At 46.2% G+C, this 19547-nt stretch carries 9 protein-coding genes (1 of these 9 only partly in view); 4 read left to right on the forward strand and 5 right to left on the reverse strand.

Annotated elements, in window-relative coordinates:
• The 4 genes in view from OCV19_RS19525 to OCV19_RS19540 are tightly spaced (each overlapping or abutting the next) and all read left to right on the forward strand, a layout consistent with a single transcriptional unit that may run on beyond the window.
• Positions 1-91 carry the 3' portion of a VCBS domain-containing protein gene (locus OCV19_RS19525; RefSeq protein WP_261875741.1) on the forward strand. Its footprint begins 5861 nt before the window's first position, so only the last 91 of its 5952 coding nucleotides appear in the window; its start codon lies off the left edge, out of view; it ends in the stop codon at positions 89-91.
• The gene (locus tag OCV19_RS19530; RefSeq protein WP_261875742.1) at positions 19-1413 is read left to right on the forward strand and encodes a VCBS domain-containing protein; all 1395 of its coding nucleotides are present in this window, start codon (positions 19-21) and stop codon (positions 1411-1413) included. The genes OCV19_RS19525 and OCV19_RS19530 overlap by 73 nt, the downstream gene beginning before the upstream one ends.
• A complete protein-coding gene (locus OCV19_RS19535; protein ID WP_261875735.1) occupies positions 1380-1853 on the forward strand; it encodes a VCBS domain-containing protein in 474 nt (157 codons plus the stop codon). The genes OCV19_RS19530 and OCV19_RS19535 overlap by 34 nt, the downstream gene beginning before the upstream one ends.
• Entirely contained in the window at positions 1781-11857 is a 10077-nt protein-coding gene (locus OCV19_RS19540; RefSeq protein ID WP_261875743.1) for a VCBS domain-containing protein, read from the forward strand. Before OCV19_RS19535 ends, OCV19_RS19540 begins: the two co-directional genes overlap by 73 nt.
• A 94-nt stretch (positions 11858-11951) precedes the next feature.
• Here the strand turns inward: OCV19_RS19540 and OCV19_RS19545 are convergent, their stop codons facing one another.
• The 5 genes from OCV19_RS19545 to OCV19_RS19565 form a co-directional block, all read right to left on the reverse strand.
• Positions 11952-13265: an HlyD family type I secretion periplasmic adaptor subunit gene (locus OCV19_RS19545; RefSeq protein WP_065676240.1), complete on the reverse strand. Its 1314-nt coding sequence runs from the start codon at positions 13263-13265 to the stop codon at positions 11952-11954.
• Complete coding sequence (locus tag OCV19_RS19550) at positions 13258-15510, reverse strand: ABC transporter transmembrane domain-containing protein (protein ID WP_065676239.1); 2253 nt, start codon at positions 15508-15510, stop codon at positions 13258-13260. Before OCV19_RS19550 ends, OCV19_RS19545 begins: the two co-directional genes overlap by 8 nt.
• Entirely contained in the window at positions 15507-17153 is a 1647-nt protein-coding gene (locus OCV19_RS19555; RefSeq protein ID WP_065676238.1) for an ABC transporter transmembrane domain-containing protein, read from the reverse strand. The genes OCV19_RS19550 and OCV19_RS19555 overlap by 4 nt, the downstream gene beginning before the upstream one ends.
• Before the next feature lie 165 nt (positions 17154-17318).
• Positions 17319-17954 (reverse strand): CatB-related O-acetyltransferase, encoded by a 636-nt coding sequence (locus OCV19_RS19560; protein ID WP_065676237.1) that lies wholly within the window; start codon positions 17952-17954, stop codon positions 17319-17321.
• 419 nt (positions 17955-18373) lie between these two features.
• Positions 18374-19486 (reverse strand): NADH:flavin oxidoreductase, encoded by a 1113-nt coding sequence (locus OCV19_RS19565; protein WP_065676236.1) that lies wholly within the window; start codon positions 19484-19486, stop codon positions 18374-18376.
• Positions 19487-19547: the final 61 nt, after the last annotated feature.

Raw genomic sequence — 19547 nt, forward strand, 5'->3', positions numbered from 1 at the left:
TCGACGATCAAGGTCACAATTAATGGCACTAACGACGCTGCTACTGTCAGCAGTGCGACCGTCGCCATTGATGAAACCGACAAAGCAGTAACCACATCAGGCACATTAACCAGTACTGACGTGGATAACCCAGACAATACCTTCACACCAGATTCGATTACTGGCACCAATGGCGACCTGACTATTGATGCTAATGGTCATTGGGCGTTCACCGCCAACAGCGCGTTTAACCAATTAAACGTCGGCGATAAAGTCGAAGAGACCTTTACGGTATCGTCAGTTGATGGCACACCGTCGACCATAAAAGTGACGATTAACGGCACTAACGACGCCGCAACTGTTAGCAGTGCGACCGTCGCCATTGATGAAACCGACAAAGCAGTAACGACATCAGGAACATTGACCAGTACCGACGTAGATAATCCAGATAACACTTTCACACCTGACTCGATTACTGGAGCTAACGGTGACCTCACTATTGATGCCAGTGGACGTTGGGTGTTCACCGCCAACAGTGCGTTTAATCAATTGAATGTTGGCGATAAAGTCGAAGAGACCTTTACTGTGTCGTCTGTAGATGGCACACCGTCCACCATCAAGGTGACGATCAACGGCACTAACGATGCCGCAACTGTCAGCAGTGCGACCGTCGCTATCGATGAAACCGACAAAGCAGTAACGACTTCAGGAACATTGACTAGTACCGATGTAGACAACCCAGACAACACGTTTACGCCGGATTCTATTTCAGGCACCAATGGCGACCTTATTATTGATGCCAATGGTCATTGGGCGTTCACCGCCAACAGCGCGTTTAACCAATTAAACGTCGGCGATAAAGTCGAAGAGACCTTTACGGTATCGTCAGTTGATGGCACACCGTCGACCATCAAAGTGACGATTAACGGCACTAACGACGCCGCAACTGTTAGCAGTGCGACCGTCGCCATTGATGAAACCGACAAAGCAGTAACGACATCAGGAACATTGACCAGTACCGACGTAGATAATCCAGATAACACTTTCACACCTGACTCGATTACTGGAGCTAACGGTGACCTCACTATTGATGCCAGTGGACATTGGGTGTTCACCGCCAACAGTTCGTTTAATCAATTGAATGTTGGCGATAAAGTCGAAGAGACCTTTACTGTGTCGTCTGTAGATGGCACACCTTCGACCATCAAAGTCACGATTAACGGCACTAACGATGCCGCAACTGTTAGCAGTGCGACCGTCGCCATTGATGAAACCGACAAAGCAGTAACGACATCAGGCACCCTCACCAGTATCGACGTCGATAATCCAGATAATACCTTCACACCGGATTCGATTTCAGGCACCAACGGTGACCTCACTATTGATGCCAGTGGACATTGGTGTTCACCGCCAACAGTTCGTTTAATCAATTGAATGTTGGCGATAAAGTCGAAGAGACCTTTACTGTGTCGTCTGTAGATGGCACACCGTCCACCATCAAGGTGACGATCAACGGCACTAACGATGCCGCAACTGTCAGCAGTGCGACCATTGCCATCGATGAGACCGACAAAGCAGTAACTACCTCAGGCACGCTAACCAGTACCGATGTGGACAACCCAGACAATACGTTTACGCCGGATTCAATTACTGGCACCAACGGTGACCTAACTATTGATGCTAATGGGCATTGGGTGTTCACCGCCAACAGTGCGTTTAATCAATTGAACGTCGGCGACAAGATCGAAGAGACCTTCACGGTGTCGTCCATCGATGGCACCCTTCGACGATCAAGGTCACAATTAATGGCACTAACGACGCTGCTACTGTCAGCAGTGCGACCGTCGCCATTGATGAAACCGACAAAGCAGTAACCACATCAGGCACATTAACCAGTACTGACGTGGATAACCCAGACAATACCTTCACACCAGATTCGATTACTGGCACCAATGGCGACCTGACTATTGATGCTAATGGTCATTGGGCGTTCACCGCCAACAGCGCGTTTAACCAATTAAACGTCGGCGATAAAGTCGAAGAGACCTTTACGGTATCGTCAGTTGATGGCACACCGTCGACCATAAAAGTGACGATTAACGGCACTAACGACGCCGCAACTGTTAGCAGTGCGACCGTCGCCATTGATGAAACCGACAAAGCAGTAACGACATCAGGAACATTGACCAGTACCGACGTAGATAATCCAGATAACACTTTCACACCTGACTCGATTACTGGAGCTAACGGTGACCTCACTATTGATGCCAGTGGACGTTGGGTGTTCACCGCCAACAGTTCGTTTAATCAATTGAATGTTGGCGATAAAGTCGAAGAGACCTTTACTGTGTCGTCTGTAGATGGCACACCGTCCACCATCAAGGTGACGATTAATGGCACCAACGATGCAGCGACAGTCAGTACCGCAACAGTCAGCGTGGATGAGACTGATAAAGCGGTAACGACATCAGGAACATTGACTAGTACCGATGTAGACAATCCAGACAATACGTTTACGCCGGATTCGATTGCAGGCACCAACGGTGACCTGACTATTGATGCTAATGGTCATTGGGTATTTACTGCCAACAGCGCGTTTAATCAATTAAACATCGGCGATAAAGTCGAAGAAACCTTCACTGTCTCGTCCATCGATGGCACACCTTCCACCATAAAAGTCACGATTAACGGTACTAACGACACCGCTACTGTCAGCAGTGCGACCGTCGCCATCGATGAAACCGACAAAGCAGTAACCACATCAGGCACGCTAACCAGTACTGACGTGGATAACCCAGACAATACCTTCACACCCGACTCGATTACTGGATCTAACGGCGACCTGACTATTGATGCTAATGGGCATTGGGTGTTCACCTCGAACAACGCATTTAACCAATTAAACGTCGGCGATAAAGTCGAAGAGACTTTCACTGTCTCGTCTATTGATGGCACAACGTCAACGATCAAAGTGATGATTAACGGTACTAACGATGCAGCGACAGTCAGTACCGCAACAGCCAGTGTGGATGAAACGGACAGCGCTATAACAACTTCTGGAACCCTCACCAGTACCGATGTGGACAACCCAGACAACACGTTTACTCCTGATTCGATTACTGGCACCAATGGCGACCTGACTATTGATGCTAATGGTCATTGGACATTCACCGCCAACAGCGCATTTAATCAATTAAACGTCGGCGATAAAGTCGAAGAGACCTTCACGGTGTCGTCTGTTGATGGCACACCGTCCACTATCAAGGTGACAATTAACGGAACCAATGACAAAGCCGTGATAAGCGGAACAAGTGCCGGCGCGGTCACCGAAGAATCTCAACTTCAAACCTCTGGCTCACTGACTGTGACTGATGTTGATGCAGACGAAGCACACTTCTCCAATACCGATATTGCTGGAACTCTAGGCACCTTACATCTCAATGATTCGGGTACATGGACCTACGCTCTTGATAACACAAACCACACAGTTCAAGCGTTAAGTAATGGGGCAACCGCCACCGATACTATTACTGTCCATTCCGCTGACGGCACACCACACCAAGTGACGATTACGGTTAACGGTACTAACGATTCCGCTGTAATCGGTGGCACCAACTCCGGTGCGGTGACTGAAGAGTCTCAGCTTCAAACCTCTGGTACGCTGACTGTCACTGATGTCGATACTGGCGAAGCACACTTCTCCAACACAGATATCGTAGGCAACTTGGGGACTCTACATCTGACCGATTCAGGCGCTTGGACTTACGACCTCGATAACACAAACCCTAGCGTTCAAACGTTAGGCGTGAATAAAACTGCTACCGATACCATTACTGTTCACTCTGCAGATGGCACGCCGCATCAAGTGACTATCACAGTAAATGGCACTAATGATTCCGCTGTAATCGGTGGGACAAACTCAGGTGCAGTAACCGAAGAATCTCAGCTTCAAACCTCTGGCATCCTTACTGTAACCGATGTTGATACCGGCGAAGCACACTTCTCCAATACCGACATAAAAGGCTCACTAGGTACTTTACACCTGACTGACAGTGGTGCTTGGACGTATGATCTCGACAACTCAAATCCTTCAGTTCAAGCACTAGCTAAAGGCCAGCAAGTTAAAGATATCATTACGGTTCAGTCAGCAGATAGTACACCACACCAGATTTCAATAGTTGTAAACGGTCAGAATGATGCAGCTGTTATTACGGGTACAACCACAGGTACGGTAACAGAAGATCGTATCAATGGTATGAATTGGTTGTTAGCAGGTGGGACAATGCATGTCTCCGACATTGATTCTGGAGAGGCTAAGTTTGATCCTGTTCTACATGCCCACAATTATGCGGGAATTGGTTATACCTCCACACTCGGTGCAGAGGTTGTCGTAACTCCGGATGGCGACTGGGACTACCAACTCGATAATAATATTACTCAAGTGCAGTCTCTAGGACAGGGACAATCCTATATCGATAAAGTCACGGTGCATACTGTTGATGGAACCACGCAAGAGCTACAAATCACCATAACAGGGACCAATGATGCACCTACCGTTACTGGAAGTCGCGTGTTGCCTGCAGGTACCGAGGATCAGACTCTTCGTATCACACAAACTCAGTTATTAGCAGGTGCGACTGATATCGATAAAAACGATGCTGGCACTTTGCACGTTGATGCAGTAACTGCCGATCACGGTACGGTCACGCAAAATGCCGATGGTTCATTTACGTTCCATCCAGACCAAGACTATAACGGTCAGGTTCATTTCACTTATGATGTGCAAGATGCTCACGGCGGGGTTACGCATACTAGCGCAACCACTTCATTGAGTGCAGTAGGTGATGCAGCGGTTATTACAGGCTCCGGTTCTGGGGTTAAAGAGGATATCAATGTGGATATCTCCAGTGGGCATCTCCTTGGAGCTTCTGGTGTGTTCCATGTTGTTGACCCTGATGGTCCTGCACAGTCGCAATTCCCAGATGTGCTCTATGGTGGTATTTATCAAGGGTCTCATGGTGGAGATCTTCAGGTTAATAGTAATGGTAACTATTACTACCATATGAGTAATTATTTAGTACAACATCTCTCAGAGGGTGAAATACTCAAAGAGGAGTATACAATTCACAGCGTTGATGGAACTCAACACAAAGTGGAGTTTACCGTTGAGGGGACCAATGATAAACCAGTCCTCTCAGCCCAATCACAATCGGTAACTGAAGGTGGAACCCTTTTATCTGGTCAGATGCATGCCACGGATGTGGATACAAAAGACACGCATACCTTCACTATTGAGAAACCTGTAGATGGCTTAACCTTTAACAATGATGGTAGTTACACTTTTGACCCTTCCCATGCAAGTTATCAAAACTTGGGAGCAAACAATGACCAAGTTATACATGTTCAGGTAAAAGTGGATGATCATAATGGTGGTACGGATACGAAGACTCTAACGTTAGTTGTACACGGAACGAATGACGGTGCAACAATTGGTGGACAAGACACCTTTACTGTTCAAGAGGATCATAACCTTACCCTAAACTCCGGTAATACGATCATATACAACGGTCAATTGACCATTACTGACGCCGATGCTGGAGAAGATCATTTTGATGGGAATCTTCATCAAAACCAACAAACAGGCACATGGGATACCGGATATACGACACAGGAAGGTGGAAAACTCATTCTTCAATCCAATGGTTCATATCGCTATGAGATTGATAATAGCCTCGCAAAGATTCAATCTCTCGGTAGTAATGAAACGTTAATTGATACTGTTACTGTGCGTTCTGCTGATGGTACACCTCATCAAATTCAAGTCACTATCCTAGGTGACAATGATGCTCCCGTTGTTAGCTCCGCAGTTACACTTGCGGCTGGTACTGAAGATACAGATGTCGTTCTACACGTTTCTGATTTACTCGCCAACGCTACAGACATCGACCACAATGATGCAGGGCAACTCTCTGTGGCCAATCTCACCGCCGACCATGGCAATATCACCGATAACCATGACGGAACCTTCACCTTTCATCCTACACAAGATTACAACGGTAAAGTCTCCTTTACCTATGATGTGCAGGATACACATGGTGGAAGTGTCGCTACATCAGCCTCAATCACTCTGGCTCCCACCCGTGATTCTGCTGTGATTTCTGGCAACGATACTGGTTCAATTATAGAAGATCATAATGTTGGGCACAGCTCAGCTCAAAAGATTGCAATATCAGGCTCTTTGTCTGTAACTGATCCTGACACAGGCGAAGATCATTTCCGGTTTAACCAATTTGGTGAGAAAGCGATACATGACCCCTTTGGTGGAGATCTAAGAATAACTCCAGCTGGAAGTTGGGGGTATGAGGTTTCAAACAGTCGCTTGCAATCATTAGCTGAAGGTGAAGTAGAAAAGGTTGTATATCGTGTTTATTCTGCAGACCACACTGCCCACGATATAACAATAACGGTGACAGGCACCAATGATCAGCCGACCATCATTGCGACAACACTTGCACATGGCACTGAAGACACGCACTACCAAATGCAAGCCAGTCAATTTGGGTTCACCGATATCGACACTGGCGATACGCTACACTCCATAGCAATCACAGATCTACCATCAGCAACACAAGGTAAGTTTGTGCTTGATGGACACGATGTTACAGCGGGGCAACACATCTCTACAACTGACATCACTAAACTTCAGTTCGTTCCTGCGCAAGATTTTAATGGCGATGTTCAGTTTAAATATACTGTTAACGATGGGCATGATGACTCACAAGAGGCTACTAACACTCTTCATATTGATGCGGTTGGTGACACAGCAGTAATCACTGGAAAGACAATTGGCGATGTCGATGAAGGGCATGGTACCTATCAAGACCGATCCCCAAACTACGCACAGCCGGGGATGGGTAAATTAACCAATGACCCTTTATACACTGATGGTAAGTTAGAGATTATTGACCCTGATAATGGCGAAGCACAATTTGACACAAAAGGCGTAGGCTACTCATACCACGGAACCTATGGTCAATTAATATTAAATGCAGATGGTAATTGGCACTATATGGTCACCGTCGGTAGTAACCAACAAAACGTGGCCACACAGATCGATCAATTAGGCGATGGGCAGCAATTAACGGATACGATTACCGTTTATTCTAAAGATGGTACGGCTCAAGACATTGTGATTACCATTCACGGCGATAATGATAGACCTTATATCAGCTCAGAAGTGACACTGAACGCAGGTACTGAAGATACCCGCCAAACTCTTACCACAGCGCAACTATTAGCGAATACCGTCGATGTCGATAAAAACGATGCCGGATTACTGTCTATTGAAAATCTTCATGCTGACCATGGTTCCATTCTAAACAATGCCGATGGCACCTTCACCTTTACCCCAGAAAAAGACTATAACGGCGATGTACACTTTAGCTACGACGTCAAAGATGCGCACGGCGGTGTTACACATACCGGAGCGAGTACGACACTTGCGGCAGTCGATGACAAAACCATTATTTCTGGTGTTGATCATGGTGTTGCAACTGAAGATGTCGCCACACACATGCTTACGCATGTAAACATAATGGACGCTGTTGATTGGCAAGCGCTACAAATTACGGATGTAGACAGCCCTAATACTCAAGTAACGGTCGAATTTGCAGGTAAGCAATACACATGGAATATAGGCAGTGGCCTAGATGTCACGACTCCTTATGGCAAATTCCAGTTCCACACTATCGCAAGTGGATCTCACAAAGGTGAGCATTCTTGGAGTTATATTGGCGACAATAATAATGTTCACGTTCAAGAATTAAAGCATGGTGAATCATTAACTGAATCTATAAAGCTAATAGCAACCGATGGTACTGAATTCCCTATTACGGTTAAGGTTAACGGCACAGAGGATGGGGTCGTCATCGATTCCAATTCAGAACTGGGTCATGTTGTAGAAAATGCCCAAACAGGTGCTTCAGTTTCCGGCAATGTGGTCGCCCACGATGTTGATCTCCACGATACGGTAAGTTGGACACAAACACCGACAGCAGGCATTAGCGGTCAGTATGGTACGTTCCATCTAAGTGCCGACGGACAATGGCATTATGACGTTGACCAGAGCAAAGCGACAACATTAGGAGACGGTACCGAGTATTGGGAACACTTTACGGTTGAGGCCGTATCGACTGATGGTAGCCATGTCTCGGAAAGTGTCTCCGTTGTTGTGCATGGCAATAATGATGTACCAACAGTTAGTGGCGAGGTCACTTTACCTTCAGGTAAGGAAGATACTTCAATACATATTACACAAGCTGAATTAATCGCTAATGCGACAGATGTTGATACTAACGATAGAGGTTGGTTACACGCTCAAAACTTGACGGCAGACCACGGCAGCTTGGTATCAAATTCAGATGGCAGTTTTACCTTTAACCCTGATCCTAATTACAACGGAGTGGTCCACTTTACTTACGATGTTGCCGATAGACACGGTGGCATCGCACATACGGGAGCGAGCACAACCCTAGCCGCAGTCAATGATTTGGCTATCATCACAGGGACAGGGGGGCATCTGCTTGAGGAAGATAATCTCTATTATGGCTACACGATTAAAACAAGCGGCCAGTTTCATGTCGTTGATCCTGATGGGCCAAGCCAGTCGAAGTTTCCGGACGGTTTGCATCACCACACCGGAAGTCTTGGTGGAACGTTGCAACTCTATGGTAATGGTAACTATTTTTACCATATTGATAATAGCGCGGTTAATCATCTTGCGAAGGGACAGGAGGCTAAGGAAACCTTTACTATTCACAGTGTCGATGGAACATCACATCAGGTTGAATTCGTCATCGAAGGTACCAATGATGCGCCTTTTGTGCACGGGGACGTTACTCTCTCGCCTGGTACTGAAGATACTGCTGTCACACTACATGTATCGGACTTGCTCGCACAAGCCGGTGACTATGATGATGGTGAAACAGCGCGGCTCAGTGTGCATAACCTAAGTGCAGATCACGGTACGGTCACAGACAATAAAGATGGCACCTACACTTTCAACCCAGATGCTGATTATAATGGACCGGTCCACTTTAGCTACGATGTACAAGATCCTCAAGGTGCGACTGTAGCCACATCAGCCTCGATGAATCTTGCAGCAGTGGATGACGCTGCTGCGATTACTGGGCAAGACACCGCGGTCGCGATTGAAGATCACCATGCTGTTGAAATTAATACCATCAAAGGACTTACTAATATCCAACACGGTATTGGAACGTCTGGATTATTAACTATCATTGACGCTGATGTTGGTGAAGAACATTTTATTAGCCAGCGTAGTACTCAGGCACATGGTAACTTTATTTTGACCTCTAGTGGTCAATGGCATTATACCGTTGACAATTCTAGACAAGATGTTCAAACACTTGGCGTTAACCAAAGTATTACGGATCATATCCTAGTATCTTCCGCTGATGGTACAACTCATACAATCAACATAACTATAAAAGGTACTAACGACGTCCCCACCGTCACTAGTGAAGTCATTATCACTTCGGGTACTGAAGATACGAAAATGAATATTACCACCGCAGATCTTCTGACTAATGCGGCTGATATCGATCTCAATGACGCAGGTCAATTAAGCGTGTCGAATTTAGTCGCAGACCACGGCTCTGTCGTTGACAACAAAGATGGTACATTTACATTCACACCAACTAAAGACTATAACGGCCAAGTTCATTTCACTTATGACGTGCAAGATGCACACGGCGGTGTAACCCATACCGGGGCATCAACGACACTCTCGGCGGTCAATGATGTGGCTATCATCACAGGGACAGGGGGGCATCTGCTTGAGGAAGATAATCTCTATTATGGCTACACGATTAAAACAAGCGGCCAGTTTCATGTCGTTGATCCTGATGGGCCAAGCCAGTCGAAGTTTCCGGACGGTTTGCATCACCACACCGGAAGTCTTGGTGGAACGTTGCAACTCTATGGTAATGGTAACTATTTTTACCATATTGATAATAGCGCGGTTAATCATCTTGCGAAGGGACAGGAGGCTAAGGAAACCTTTACTATTCACAGTGTCGATGGAACATCACATCAGGTTGAATTCGTCATCGAAGGTACCAATGATGCGCCTTTTGTGCACGGGGACGTTACTCTCTCGCCTGGTACTGAAGATACTGCTGTCACACTACATGTATCGGACTTGCTCGCACAAGCCGGTGACTATGATGATGGTGAAACAGCGCGGCTCAGTGTGCATAACCTAAGTGCAGATCACGGTACGGTCACAGACAATAAAGATGGCACCTACACTTTCAACCCAGATGCAGATTATAACGGGACGGTACACTTTACCTACGATGTTCAAGACCCTCAGGGTGCGACGGTTGCTACCTCGGCATCCATGGCTTTAGCCGCAGTGGCCGATACGCCTGTCTTGAGTGTCGACATTACGGATACTTCTGATAATACCGTAAATGCCAGCGAATCTGGTGCGGCCGCTATCTCAGGTACGCTTGATCCGAGCGTAGCCTCAACACTGGACCGCATTGAGATCACCGATGGCACAACGACGGTCACCGTCGACAAGGCCAATATCACTGTTGCTACAGACGGTACCTATCAAACAACGGCAGACCTTACCTCGTTGAAAGACGGAACGTTGACTGTGACGGCGCATGCGACCAGTCATGACGGTACAACCGCAACTTCGACTGACACGATTCTCAAAGACACACAGGTTAGCCTTCCTACGATTACTTTTGAAAGCGCAGGGGCAGACAACTTATACAGCAAAGCTGAAATTGCCCGAGGACAGGCAAATACGATTACAGCCACTGTTACGCCTCCTAGTGATGCCAAAATCGGTGAGCATCTTGTCGTTAACGGACAAGATCATGTATTAGATGCTCACAGTCTTCAGCATGGAATACAAATTGAAGTTCATCCGGGTTCTAATGTACAAGCAACAATGACTGACGAACACGGTAATACCGCAGGTAGTCAAGGTTTTGCTGCAAGCGCCATACCTGAACCGATCGTTGTCAGACCACCATCCGGAAGCCACCAAGTATCTGGCACGCTTGGGGTTCCACCACTATTACCTTCATTAACTCCGGTACCAACAGCACAAAGCGGTTGGCGAATCCATTTACCTAACGGACAGTACGTCACTAGCCATCATGGCCAATACGGTACATTAACCATTGACCCTCAGACTGGTCATTTACATTATCAAGAGCAAGCCCAAGTTCACACGGGCCCTCATGGCAGCGCTTCTGGTATAGGTCAACATGAAGATAAATTTGAAGTAGCATTGCAAGGGACAAATCAAGATGAAGTTGTCGCCCATGTGAATATCCAGATACTCAGTCATGGGCCTGGACATAGTGGAAAGCTGACAGTTGGAACTGAAGTGGTTGATATGACAATCACACCTTTGGTCCATACATCACACCCAGCTCCCCCACCACCGCCTCCTGTACAACATAACGAGCCAGACATGGCTTCGCAAGCCGACTTTACGGTCACACTAAGCGATGATAGTAATCTAGATTTAACCCTGCAGACCCATCAAGAACCCGATCAGAAAACCAGCCACCATGGTGCAGCCGCTTATCTGGATGCATTGGGCATTAAACCCGATTCGACATCGACAACGGCTCACGATCAACCTGCGGATATGGATATCGTACTTGCACAAGTCGACCAACCAGATGCAGTAACACATGACCAAGCACACTTGGATATGTCAGACGCGCTGGAACACCATGATGCAAATATCAACCATAACCAAGATGATGAGCACCATCATCACAACGATGTAGACGGGCTACCGGACATTGATCCAAATAGTTAACCGATAACGAGACTAAACAGAAGGGAGCACATAATGTGCTCCCTTTTTATTATTTGCTGTTGTTATTCGTTTACTCTCAGCGACTCTATAACGATTACCTTTCACCAAATGCGACACTCACATTGGTGTAGATCGGTTTCCATAAATACTGGAACACAGATTTTTCACCGGTTGTGATGTCTACCTCACCCGTCATACCTGGCAAAATAGAAAAGCTTTCTGGGTTATCGCGGAAGTATGGCGTATCAACCGATACCACAACCTCATAGTAAATCTCGCCACGCTCGCTTTGACTGGTGGTCGGTGAAATACTCTCAACCTCCCCTTTTAGCGCCCCAAAGCGGCTGTAATCAAACGCATCAATTTTGATACGAGTCGGCTGCCCTACACTCACAAAGCCAATATCTCTTGGCGATAAACGCGCTTTAAAGTCGGCTTTCCCACCAACAGGAACGATTTCAACCACAGTGCCACCAGGCTGAATAACACCACCGTTTTGCGTGCTTGGCAGGCTTTGCACCAAGCCTTGTAGCGGTGACACCAACATGGTGTTGGTCAATTTAGCTTGGCTTGAACGAACTCTAGCATTCAATGCTGATAAGTCAGATACGGCTTTTGAACGATCGTCGCTCACTTTAGCTTTCGCTTCTGCCAGAAGCTGTATGATTTTTTGGTCATTACTGTCAGCTTGTCTAATCAATACCGACTTCTTGCCACGAGCTTCTTCGATTTTCTGTTCGATACTGGCCAATTTTTGTCGCATTTCAAGCACACGTAAACGTGAAATGTTACCCGCTTTATAACCCTTCTCCAGTATGTTCAACTCTTGCTTAGTCGCATTTAACTCTTTCTCATAACTCGGCAAGGCCTTTTCTACGCTACGAAGCTGCTCTGCAATTTGCTCGCTCTCTTTCTCAAGTACCACACGCTTTTGAAAATAGAGGGCTTTTTGTGCGTTCAGCTGTGCTTTTTGTTGGCTAACGATCTCGGGGTAATCGACTTCAAACTCAGCAAGGTTTGGCTCACGTTGTTCTAGCAGAGCATTCATACGTTCTACACTGGCTAGAAGCGTCACTTGTTGAGATTTCAATTCTTCAAGAGCGGTACGTTGGAAGGTCGCATCAAACTCAACAAGCGGCTGGCCTTTCTCGACAAGCTGTCCTTCTTTAACGAGAATTTGCTTTAACTTACCGCCAATCGCGCTTTGAAGTACTTGCTTCTCGCCTTCTGGAATAACTGCGCCTTTGGCTTTGGCAATTTCATCAACTTGAGTGACTACAGACCAAGTGGCAAAAGCAATAACACACAAGGCAACCGACCATGTGGCCAGTGCCAATGTACGAGCCGTATTTTGTGATTCAACAAGTTCACCGTAGCGCTTGCCCTTCTCGATAGATTGTTTAGTCATTAGCGACTCCTTGCTTAGACTCTGATTGTTCTTGTTGGGCTGTATTTTGTTGAGCAGACGCCTCTTGAGTTGACGGCTGTAGCTCTTGAGATAACGGTTGCTCAGATAACTGCGGTTCTTGAGAAGCTTGAGGCTCTGAAGGCTGTTCCTGCTTCGAAGACTGCTCCGGCTCTAATGGACCGGCATAAACCACTGCACCTTCATTTAATACCACCACTTTATCGGCAAGCTTGATTAAATCCGGATCGTGGGACGTGTAAATCACCGTTGCTTTTCCTTTTTTCGATTGCACAAACTCACCAAATATACGTTTAGCATTTGGGTGAGCATCAGGCACAGGATTATCCATTAAGAACATTGGGTAGTCATAAACCAGCGCTTTCGCGTCAATGAGGATCTGCGCGACGCTGCCAGACAACATGTCAAAAAGGCTGTCCGGCTGAATACTGCTGATGGAAGTATCGAGCCCACCTGATAATGTCTCGAACCAACGCTTTCCACCGACCATTTCAATTGCAGAGATCATTTTCTGATCTTCGACTTTGTGACCGTCGTTTAGCCACTCTCGAATACTCAGCGTGAGCAAATCAGGATATGCGGCTCGAATGAAACACCAGTGGCGATAAAGCTGCGGATCGTATTGAACGAGGTTAACGCCTTCAAGCTCGACCATGCCATTTTGGATAGGCTGCAAGCCAGACAGCACTTCAATTAATGTTGATTTACCGCTCCCAGAAGGGCCGGTAATCGCGACAATTTCACCGGCTTCAATATCAAAACTCACACCATTCAAGGCCGGGCGACTCTGTTTGGGATAGCGCAGTGTCACTTGGTCTAATTTCAAATTAGGCGCTACCACAGGTAACGGGTGATGCTGGTAACTGAATTCACGCTCAGACGGCTGAGACAAAATACGGTTCACTTGCAGCTTGGATTGATTAAAGCTATTAAAACGCATCGCACTGTTTGCCAACACCTGAGCAGGACCCGTCACCTTAGATATCAACATCATTGAAGCAATCAAACCACCAGGGGTCATCACTTGTTCAAAAATAAGTCCTATACCTAACCCCATCACGGCGAGTGTCGACCCCACACCAATGAAATAGTAAATCGAGGTGTAACGACTCTGGAGAACCGATTGATTAAAGGTCACTGTTGAAGCAAGAAGATTGGCTTTTTTGAAACGTTGAATCCAGTGCTCTGAGAATCCAGCACTGCGAATAAAGGCAAGCTTGGATGACAGCTCATTAGTCATGTTTTGACGATTCGTACCTGCCACTGTCGATTGCATAGAGCGCTTGCTGCTAGAGCGTATCGAGCGTTTTGCTAGCAAGTAATAAAGGATTAAAGAGACGACTGGAACCAGTACCAACCACCCGCCTAAAACACCTATCGCAAGTACAAAAATAAGAATGAATGGCAGATCAAACAGCGCATTTCCTAATGGCCCCGATAGCACACCTGAAATACGCTCTGACAGCATCACTTGGTTTTGCTGACTAGAAGAAGCTGTTTGCTGATTTTGAGCATAGCTATTACGAAGCAGACGCTGCACGAGGGATTGAGAAATCTCACGACTTACTCGGTTGGAAACTGAAGCAAACACTCGGCTACGTAATGTTCTCAACCAACCCATCATCACAAACAACAACGCCGCGCCAATGGCGATACCTTGCAACTCATGCCCTGCATCACCACCAATCACATGGTCATAAATCGACATCGTGATGAAGGGAACAGCAAGCGCAAATAAGTTAGTGATAAAACTGACTAGCAGCAATTTAGGAATAATGGGGCGAAACGCATGTAGTCGTTCGCCAACCCAATCAGGAGAAGCCTTCTCTAGTGGTGCTCCTTCGATAACAATACAAAACTGAGGGACATCGGTAATGTCGTCATTGGCATTAAAGGCAACAAATTGCTTGGATTCTAAATGACCAGAGACCAGCTCATGTTCACCAAGTACCAGTAAGACCAATTTATGTTCACCAACTTCATCTAGGTTGGCAACCAAGCGATAAGGCAGTGCAAGCCTGTCGAACAAGGCAAACATATCGTCGATTGATTCAATGCCATTTTCATCGACCCATTGATGCGCGAACAACTGGATATTAGCATTAACTTCCAACTGCTTAAGAACGGAAAGGCTCTCGGTTTCTAAATGGTTCATCACCTCTTGTCGACCGCTGGTATCTGCACGGTTGTTCGTACCTGAAGGGTTACCAATATCTAAACGATTCATACGACGGCCTCCTGATTGCTCTCGCTGTCGACCGTAATAGCTCGACTTTCCACTGTAATGATTCGATTAGCAAATTCGCGAAGCTTCGAATGGTAGCTCACCATCAGTATCGTGCGTCCTGCCGTTACTTCTTCCTCCAACACCTTAGCTAGATTCCCAAGGGCGTCTAAATCAAGTGAAGAATCCGGCCTTTCCAACATGATTATGGGTTTATCACTTGCCAATTGAGCCGCGATATTGAGCATTTTCACGTTGCCCATACTCAGCAGAGACGCACTCGTATGGCCAATTTGTGTCTCTAGTCCATCAGGTAATCGAGTGATTTCCTTGGTCAAACCCAAACGCTTAGCGTAGTCACTGGCGCTTTGCGTTTTCTCAGGGTCAAACCCGCACAAGTTGTCGAGAATAGTACCCGACACCAACTGACCTTTAACGCCGCAGTAGGCAGCAATGTCGGTTACGGATGCGATTGAAACGGCTGTTCCGTTAATGAAGCACTCACCTGCTTTCAGATCATCAATACCTGCAATCGACGACAATAAATGACTGTTGGTGTGGCGGTCTTCACTCTCTAACAATACCAACTCACCTTTATTCAATGTGACATCTGCATGAGCGAGTTCACCGTATCTTTCAACGGTCGCTTGCTTGATTTCCAACACCTCAAAGTCAGATAAGTGGCTCTCAGCTTGCTCAGAATCTGAAGATTCCGATAGTGACAAGTCACTCAATTTTTCTATTGCCTGATTGGCACTGTGTATTGAATTAAGCTTGATTCGAACTCCCACTAAAGCACTTAACGGCGCAACTGCTCGACCAGATAAGATAGAACATGCTGCCAGCCCACCTGTGGTCAACTGTCCATCCAGCACCCACAAACTCCCCGTAATCACGAGTAAAACTGACGTCGCTAATGCGGCAAGCTGAATACACTCTTGGGCAAAGGCATTCTGTTCCTCTTCTCTCGCTTTAGACTGAGAACGGACGTTGTTGAGGGATTTAAATTGATTGAAGATTCGAGACTCAACAGCCTGACGTTTGATTCCTTGAATGGTTTGGCTTAGCAAAATCAAAAACGCTTTTCGCTCCTGCTCATCTTGGGAAGCTTCTTCACTTAGGCTTTTAACGCGAATAGAAGATAACCAAACAATTCCGAGAGTAATCAGCCAAACTGCCAAAGGTATTGCCACCAGCTCACCACCGATGTAAGCCACTAAACCCAAGAAGATCAATGCGAAAGGCAAATCAATAAAGCCTGCAATCACACCACCGGAATACCAATCTTTGACTTTAGATACCGACCCTAACCCCTCTTCGACACCACCTACACCGAGCTTACGAAGGTGGCCTGATGATGCAGTCGTCACCCTTTCAACCAAGGTTTGGTAAGTGGCTTTTTCTGTATTACTAGCCGCCGCAGACAAAAGCCAAGTGCGGACAAACCGAATTAGCGCTTCCATAGCGACAGCCAACATCGCACCCGCTAATAACAGAGTGGCAGTCCCATAACTCTGGTTAGGTAAGATACGATCGTAAATTTGTAAAACCGTTAGCGGAACGGCGAGAGAAAGAAGATTTATGAGTAAAGAAGGCAGTAGGACTTTCCCCACCACCCCTTTGTTTTTCATTGAACTTGCGGGCATACACAATCCTTATCCATGCTTATGAAATAAGATTGGTACACCATGTTGAGTATTGCAAGGTAACGGACTGATTTAACGTGTTTTTCAATATAAATATGACACAGATCTTTCTACAAAAATCTGTGGCTATACCCGTACCTTAAAAACGCTCGTTACAAGTGCTCCTTACAAACAATTGTCGTAATCCGTTATCGCCTGCTTTAACTTTGAGAAATCCGAGTTACATAAATACGGTTTCAGCGCATCAAATTTATCTGAGGGCCACTCGTATATTTTGAATGAAATGAGCTCGTCAATAACAGACTCATCAAAGCGGTATTTGACGACTTTAGCTGGTGAACCACCGACAATGCTGTATGGAGCGACGTCTTTAGTCACCACACTATTCGCTGCAACTACAGCGCCTTCGCCAATCGTCACACCGGGCATCACCATCGCTCTCATACCTAACCACACCCCATCTTCAATGTGAGTATCACCTTTGCCAATGTAGGCGTCGTCGATGACATCCATAAATGGATACAGTGAAAACCAATCAACTCTGTGGGTATGGTTGCCACCCATCAAAATCACGACCTCTGCGCCAATACAGACATAATCACCGATATGGAGTTCGTCGATTTCCCATCGAGGCTCCCACTGGCGGCTGACTTCGTCGCCGTGTAAATAGCGCACTACCGATTGTTCAAAACCATTATCCCAGCAATCGCTGTAATAACTGTGTTGACCTTTTACATGAATATTGGGGTTGGTTACGACTTCATGCAGCAACTCGAATTTGGACCAATGCTTCTTTTGCATTTTTACCTCTGAATGATCTATTTAGTTTTATTCGTTAACTATCAAAATGTTCGACGATGCAAATCCAAGGTGCACAAACTAGCACCCCATAAACACAGGGTTCACTGGGATAAATAGTGAGTATCACGCTTAAATCATAGCAATGTCGCTAAAACTAAAGAGACGTCAGTGGATTCGAGGTTGCTTAAGAAGAGGAAGTAGTTTCAAAGTTTGCCCAGTTTTTTACGATAACTTGGTTGGACAATTTACAGGCTTAGTGTATCTGTTTAACCGCGCCAATTTGACAGGAAGATGTGATTAATAAGGTTTCAAATTTCATTTCATATAATATGAAATAAATAAAAGCCTGCACGATTACACAGGCTCAAACTTAGACTCAGTTATAAACTCCGGCTCACGCTTGGAGCTGGGTTCAGCGACTACATACGAGCAAGCTGTACTTTTCTGTCTTTGTTGACCACGCAGAAGTTACCGCGCTTAGTGCGACACTTAGAGCATCGTTCGCATTCAACAGGACTTTTATCCCCTTCTTTCCAACGCTTCACTAAGTGCGGCTCAGAAAGCAGAGGTCGTGAAAGTGCGAAGTACTCAATGCCCGTGTTGTTCGCAATCGCTTCGATAGCATCAAAATCCGTCAGGCCGCCAACCGTGATAACTGGGATGTTAACGTCTTGGCTAATTGCGTGGCCGTATTCATGGAAGTAACCTTCAGCTTGGATAGTAAATCCGTCGTGTGACTCGCCAATCATGGTGTCGGCTTTACCATGAATGTTGCCAGAAACGACAATGCCATCAACGCCTACTTCTTCAAGCTTTTTACACACCAAACGCGTTTCATCGAAGGTCACACCGCCCTCAAAAAACTCAGAAGCGGTCAGCTTAACCAAGATTGGGAAATCGTCGCCAACTAGCTTGCGCGTTGCCGTGTAGATCTCTAGCAAAAATCTCATGCGATTTTCTAAGCTACCGCCGTATTCGTCCTCACGCTGGTTGTAATAAGGACTTAAGAACTGGTTAATCAGATAGGTATGAGCAGCATGAACCTCAACACCATCAAAACCCGCTTGCTTCGCTCTTAGTGACGCTTTGGCAAAGGCATCAACGATGTAATCAATATCCTCTTTGGTCATTGCTTTACCCTGTGTCTGTGTCCCTTTTTCTGGAACTTCACTCGGTGCATAGATCACTCGCTCGCCAAGGTTATACGTGGTTTTCGTGCCACCATAAGCCAATTGCATCACGATTTTAGAGTCGTTGTCGTGCACAAGTTGAGTCAGCTTCTGATACTCTTCAATGAATGAATCGTTATACATCCCCATCATGCCCGCATTCGGCTTTTCTTCTTCAACGATGTTCGCGTAACCCGTCACGATCAAGCCGACTTCACCTTGAGCCAACTCTTCATAGATAGCGTAAAGTTTATCTGTCATATGACCATCTTCGGTGGCCATATTTTCCCACGTCGCGCTTCTCATGAAACGGTTCTTTAGTGTCATCTTGCCAATGTGGGTTTCTGTAAACAAAGTGCTCAAGTGTCTTCCTCTCAAAATCGTGTTAAGCGAGTTACCCATTACGCATGGGCACTGATTCTGG

It is taken from the genome of Vibrio celticus (genome assembly GCF_024347335.1).
Classification (GTDB): Bacteria; Pseudomonadota; Gammaproteobacteria; order Enterobacterales; family Vibrionaceae; genus Vibrio; species Vibrio celticus.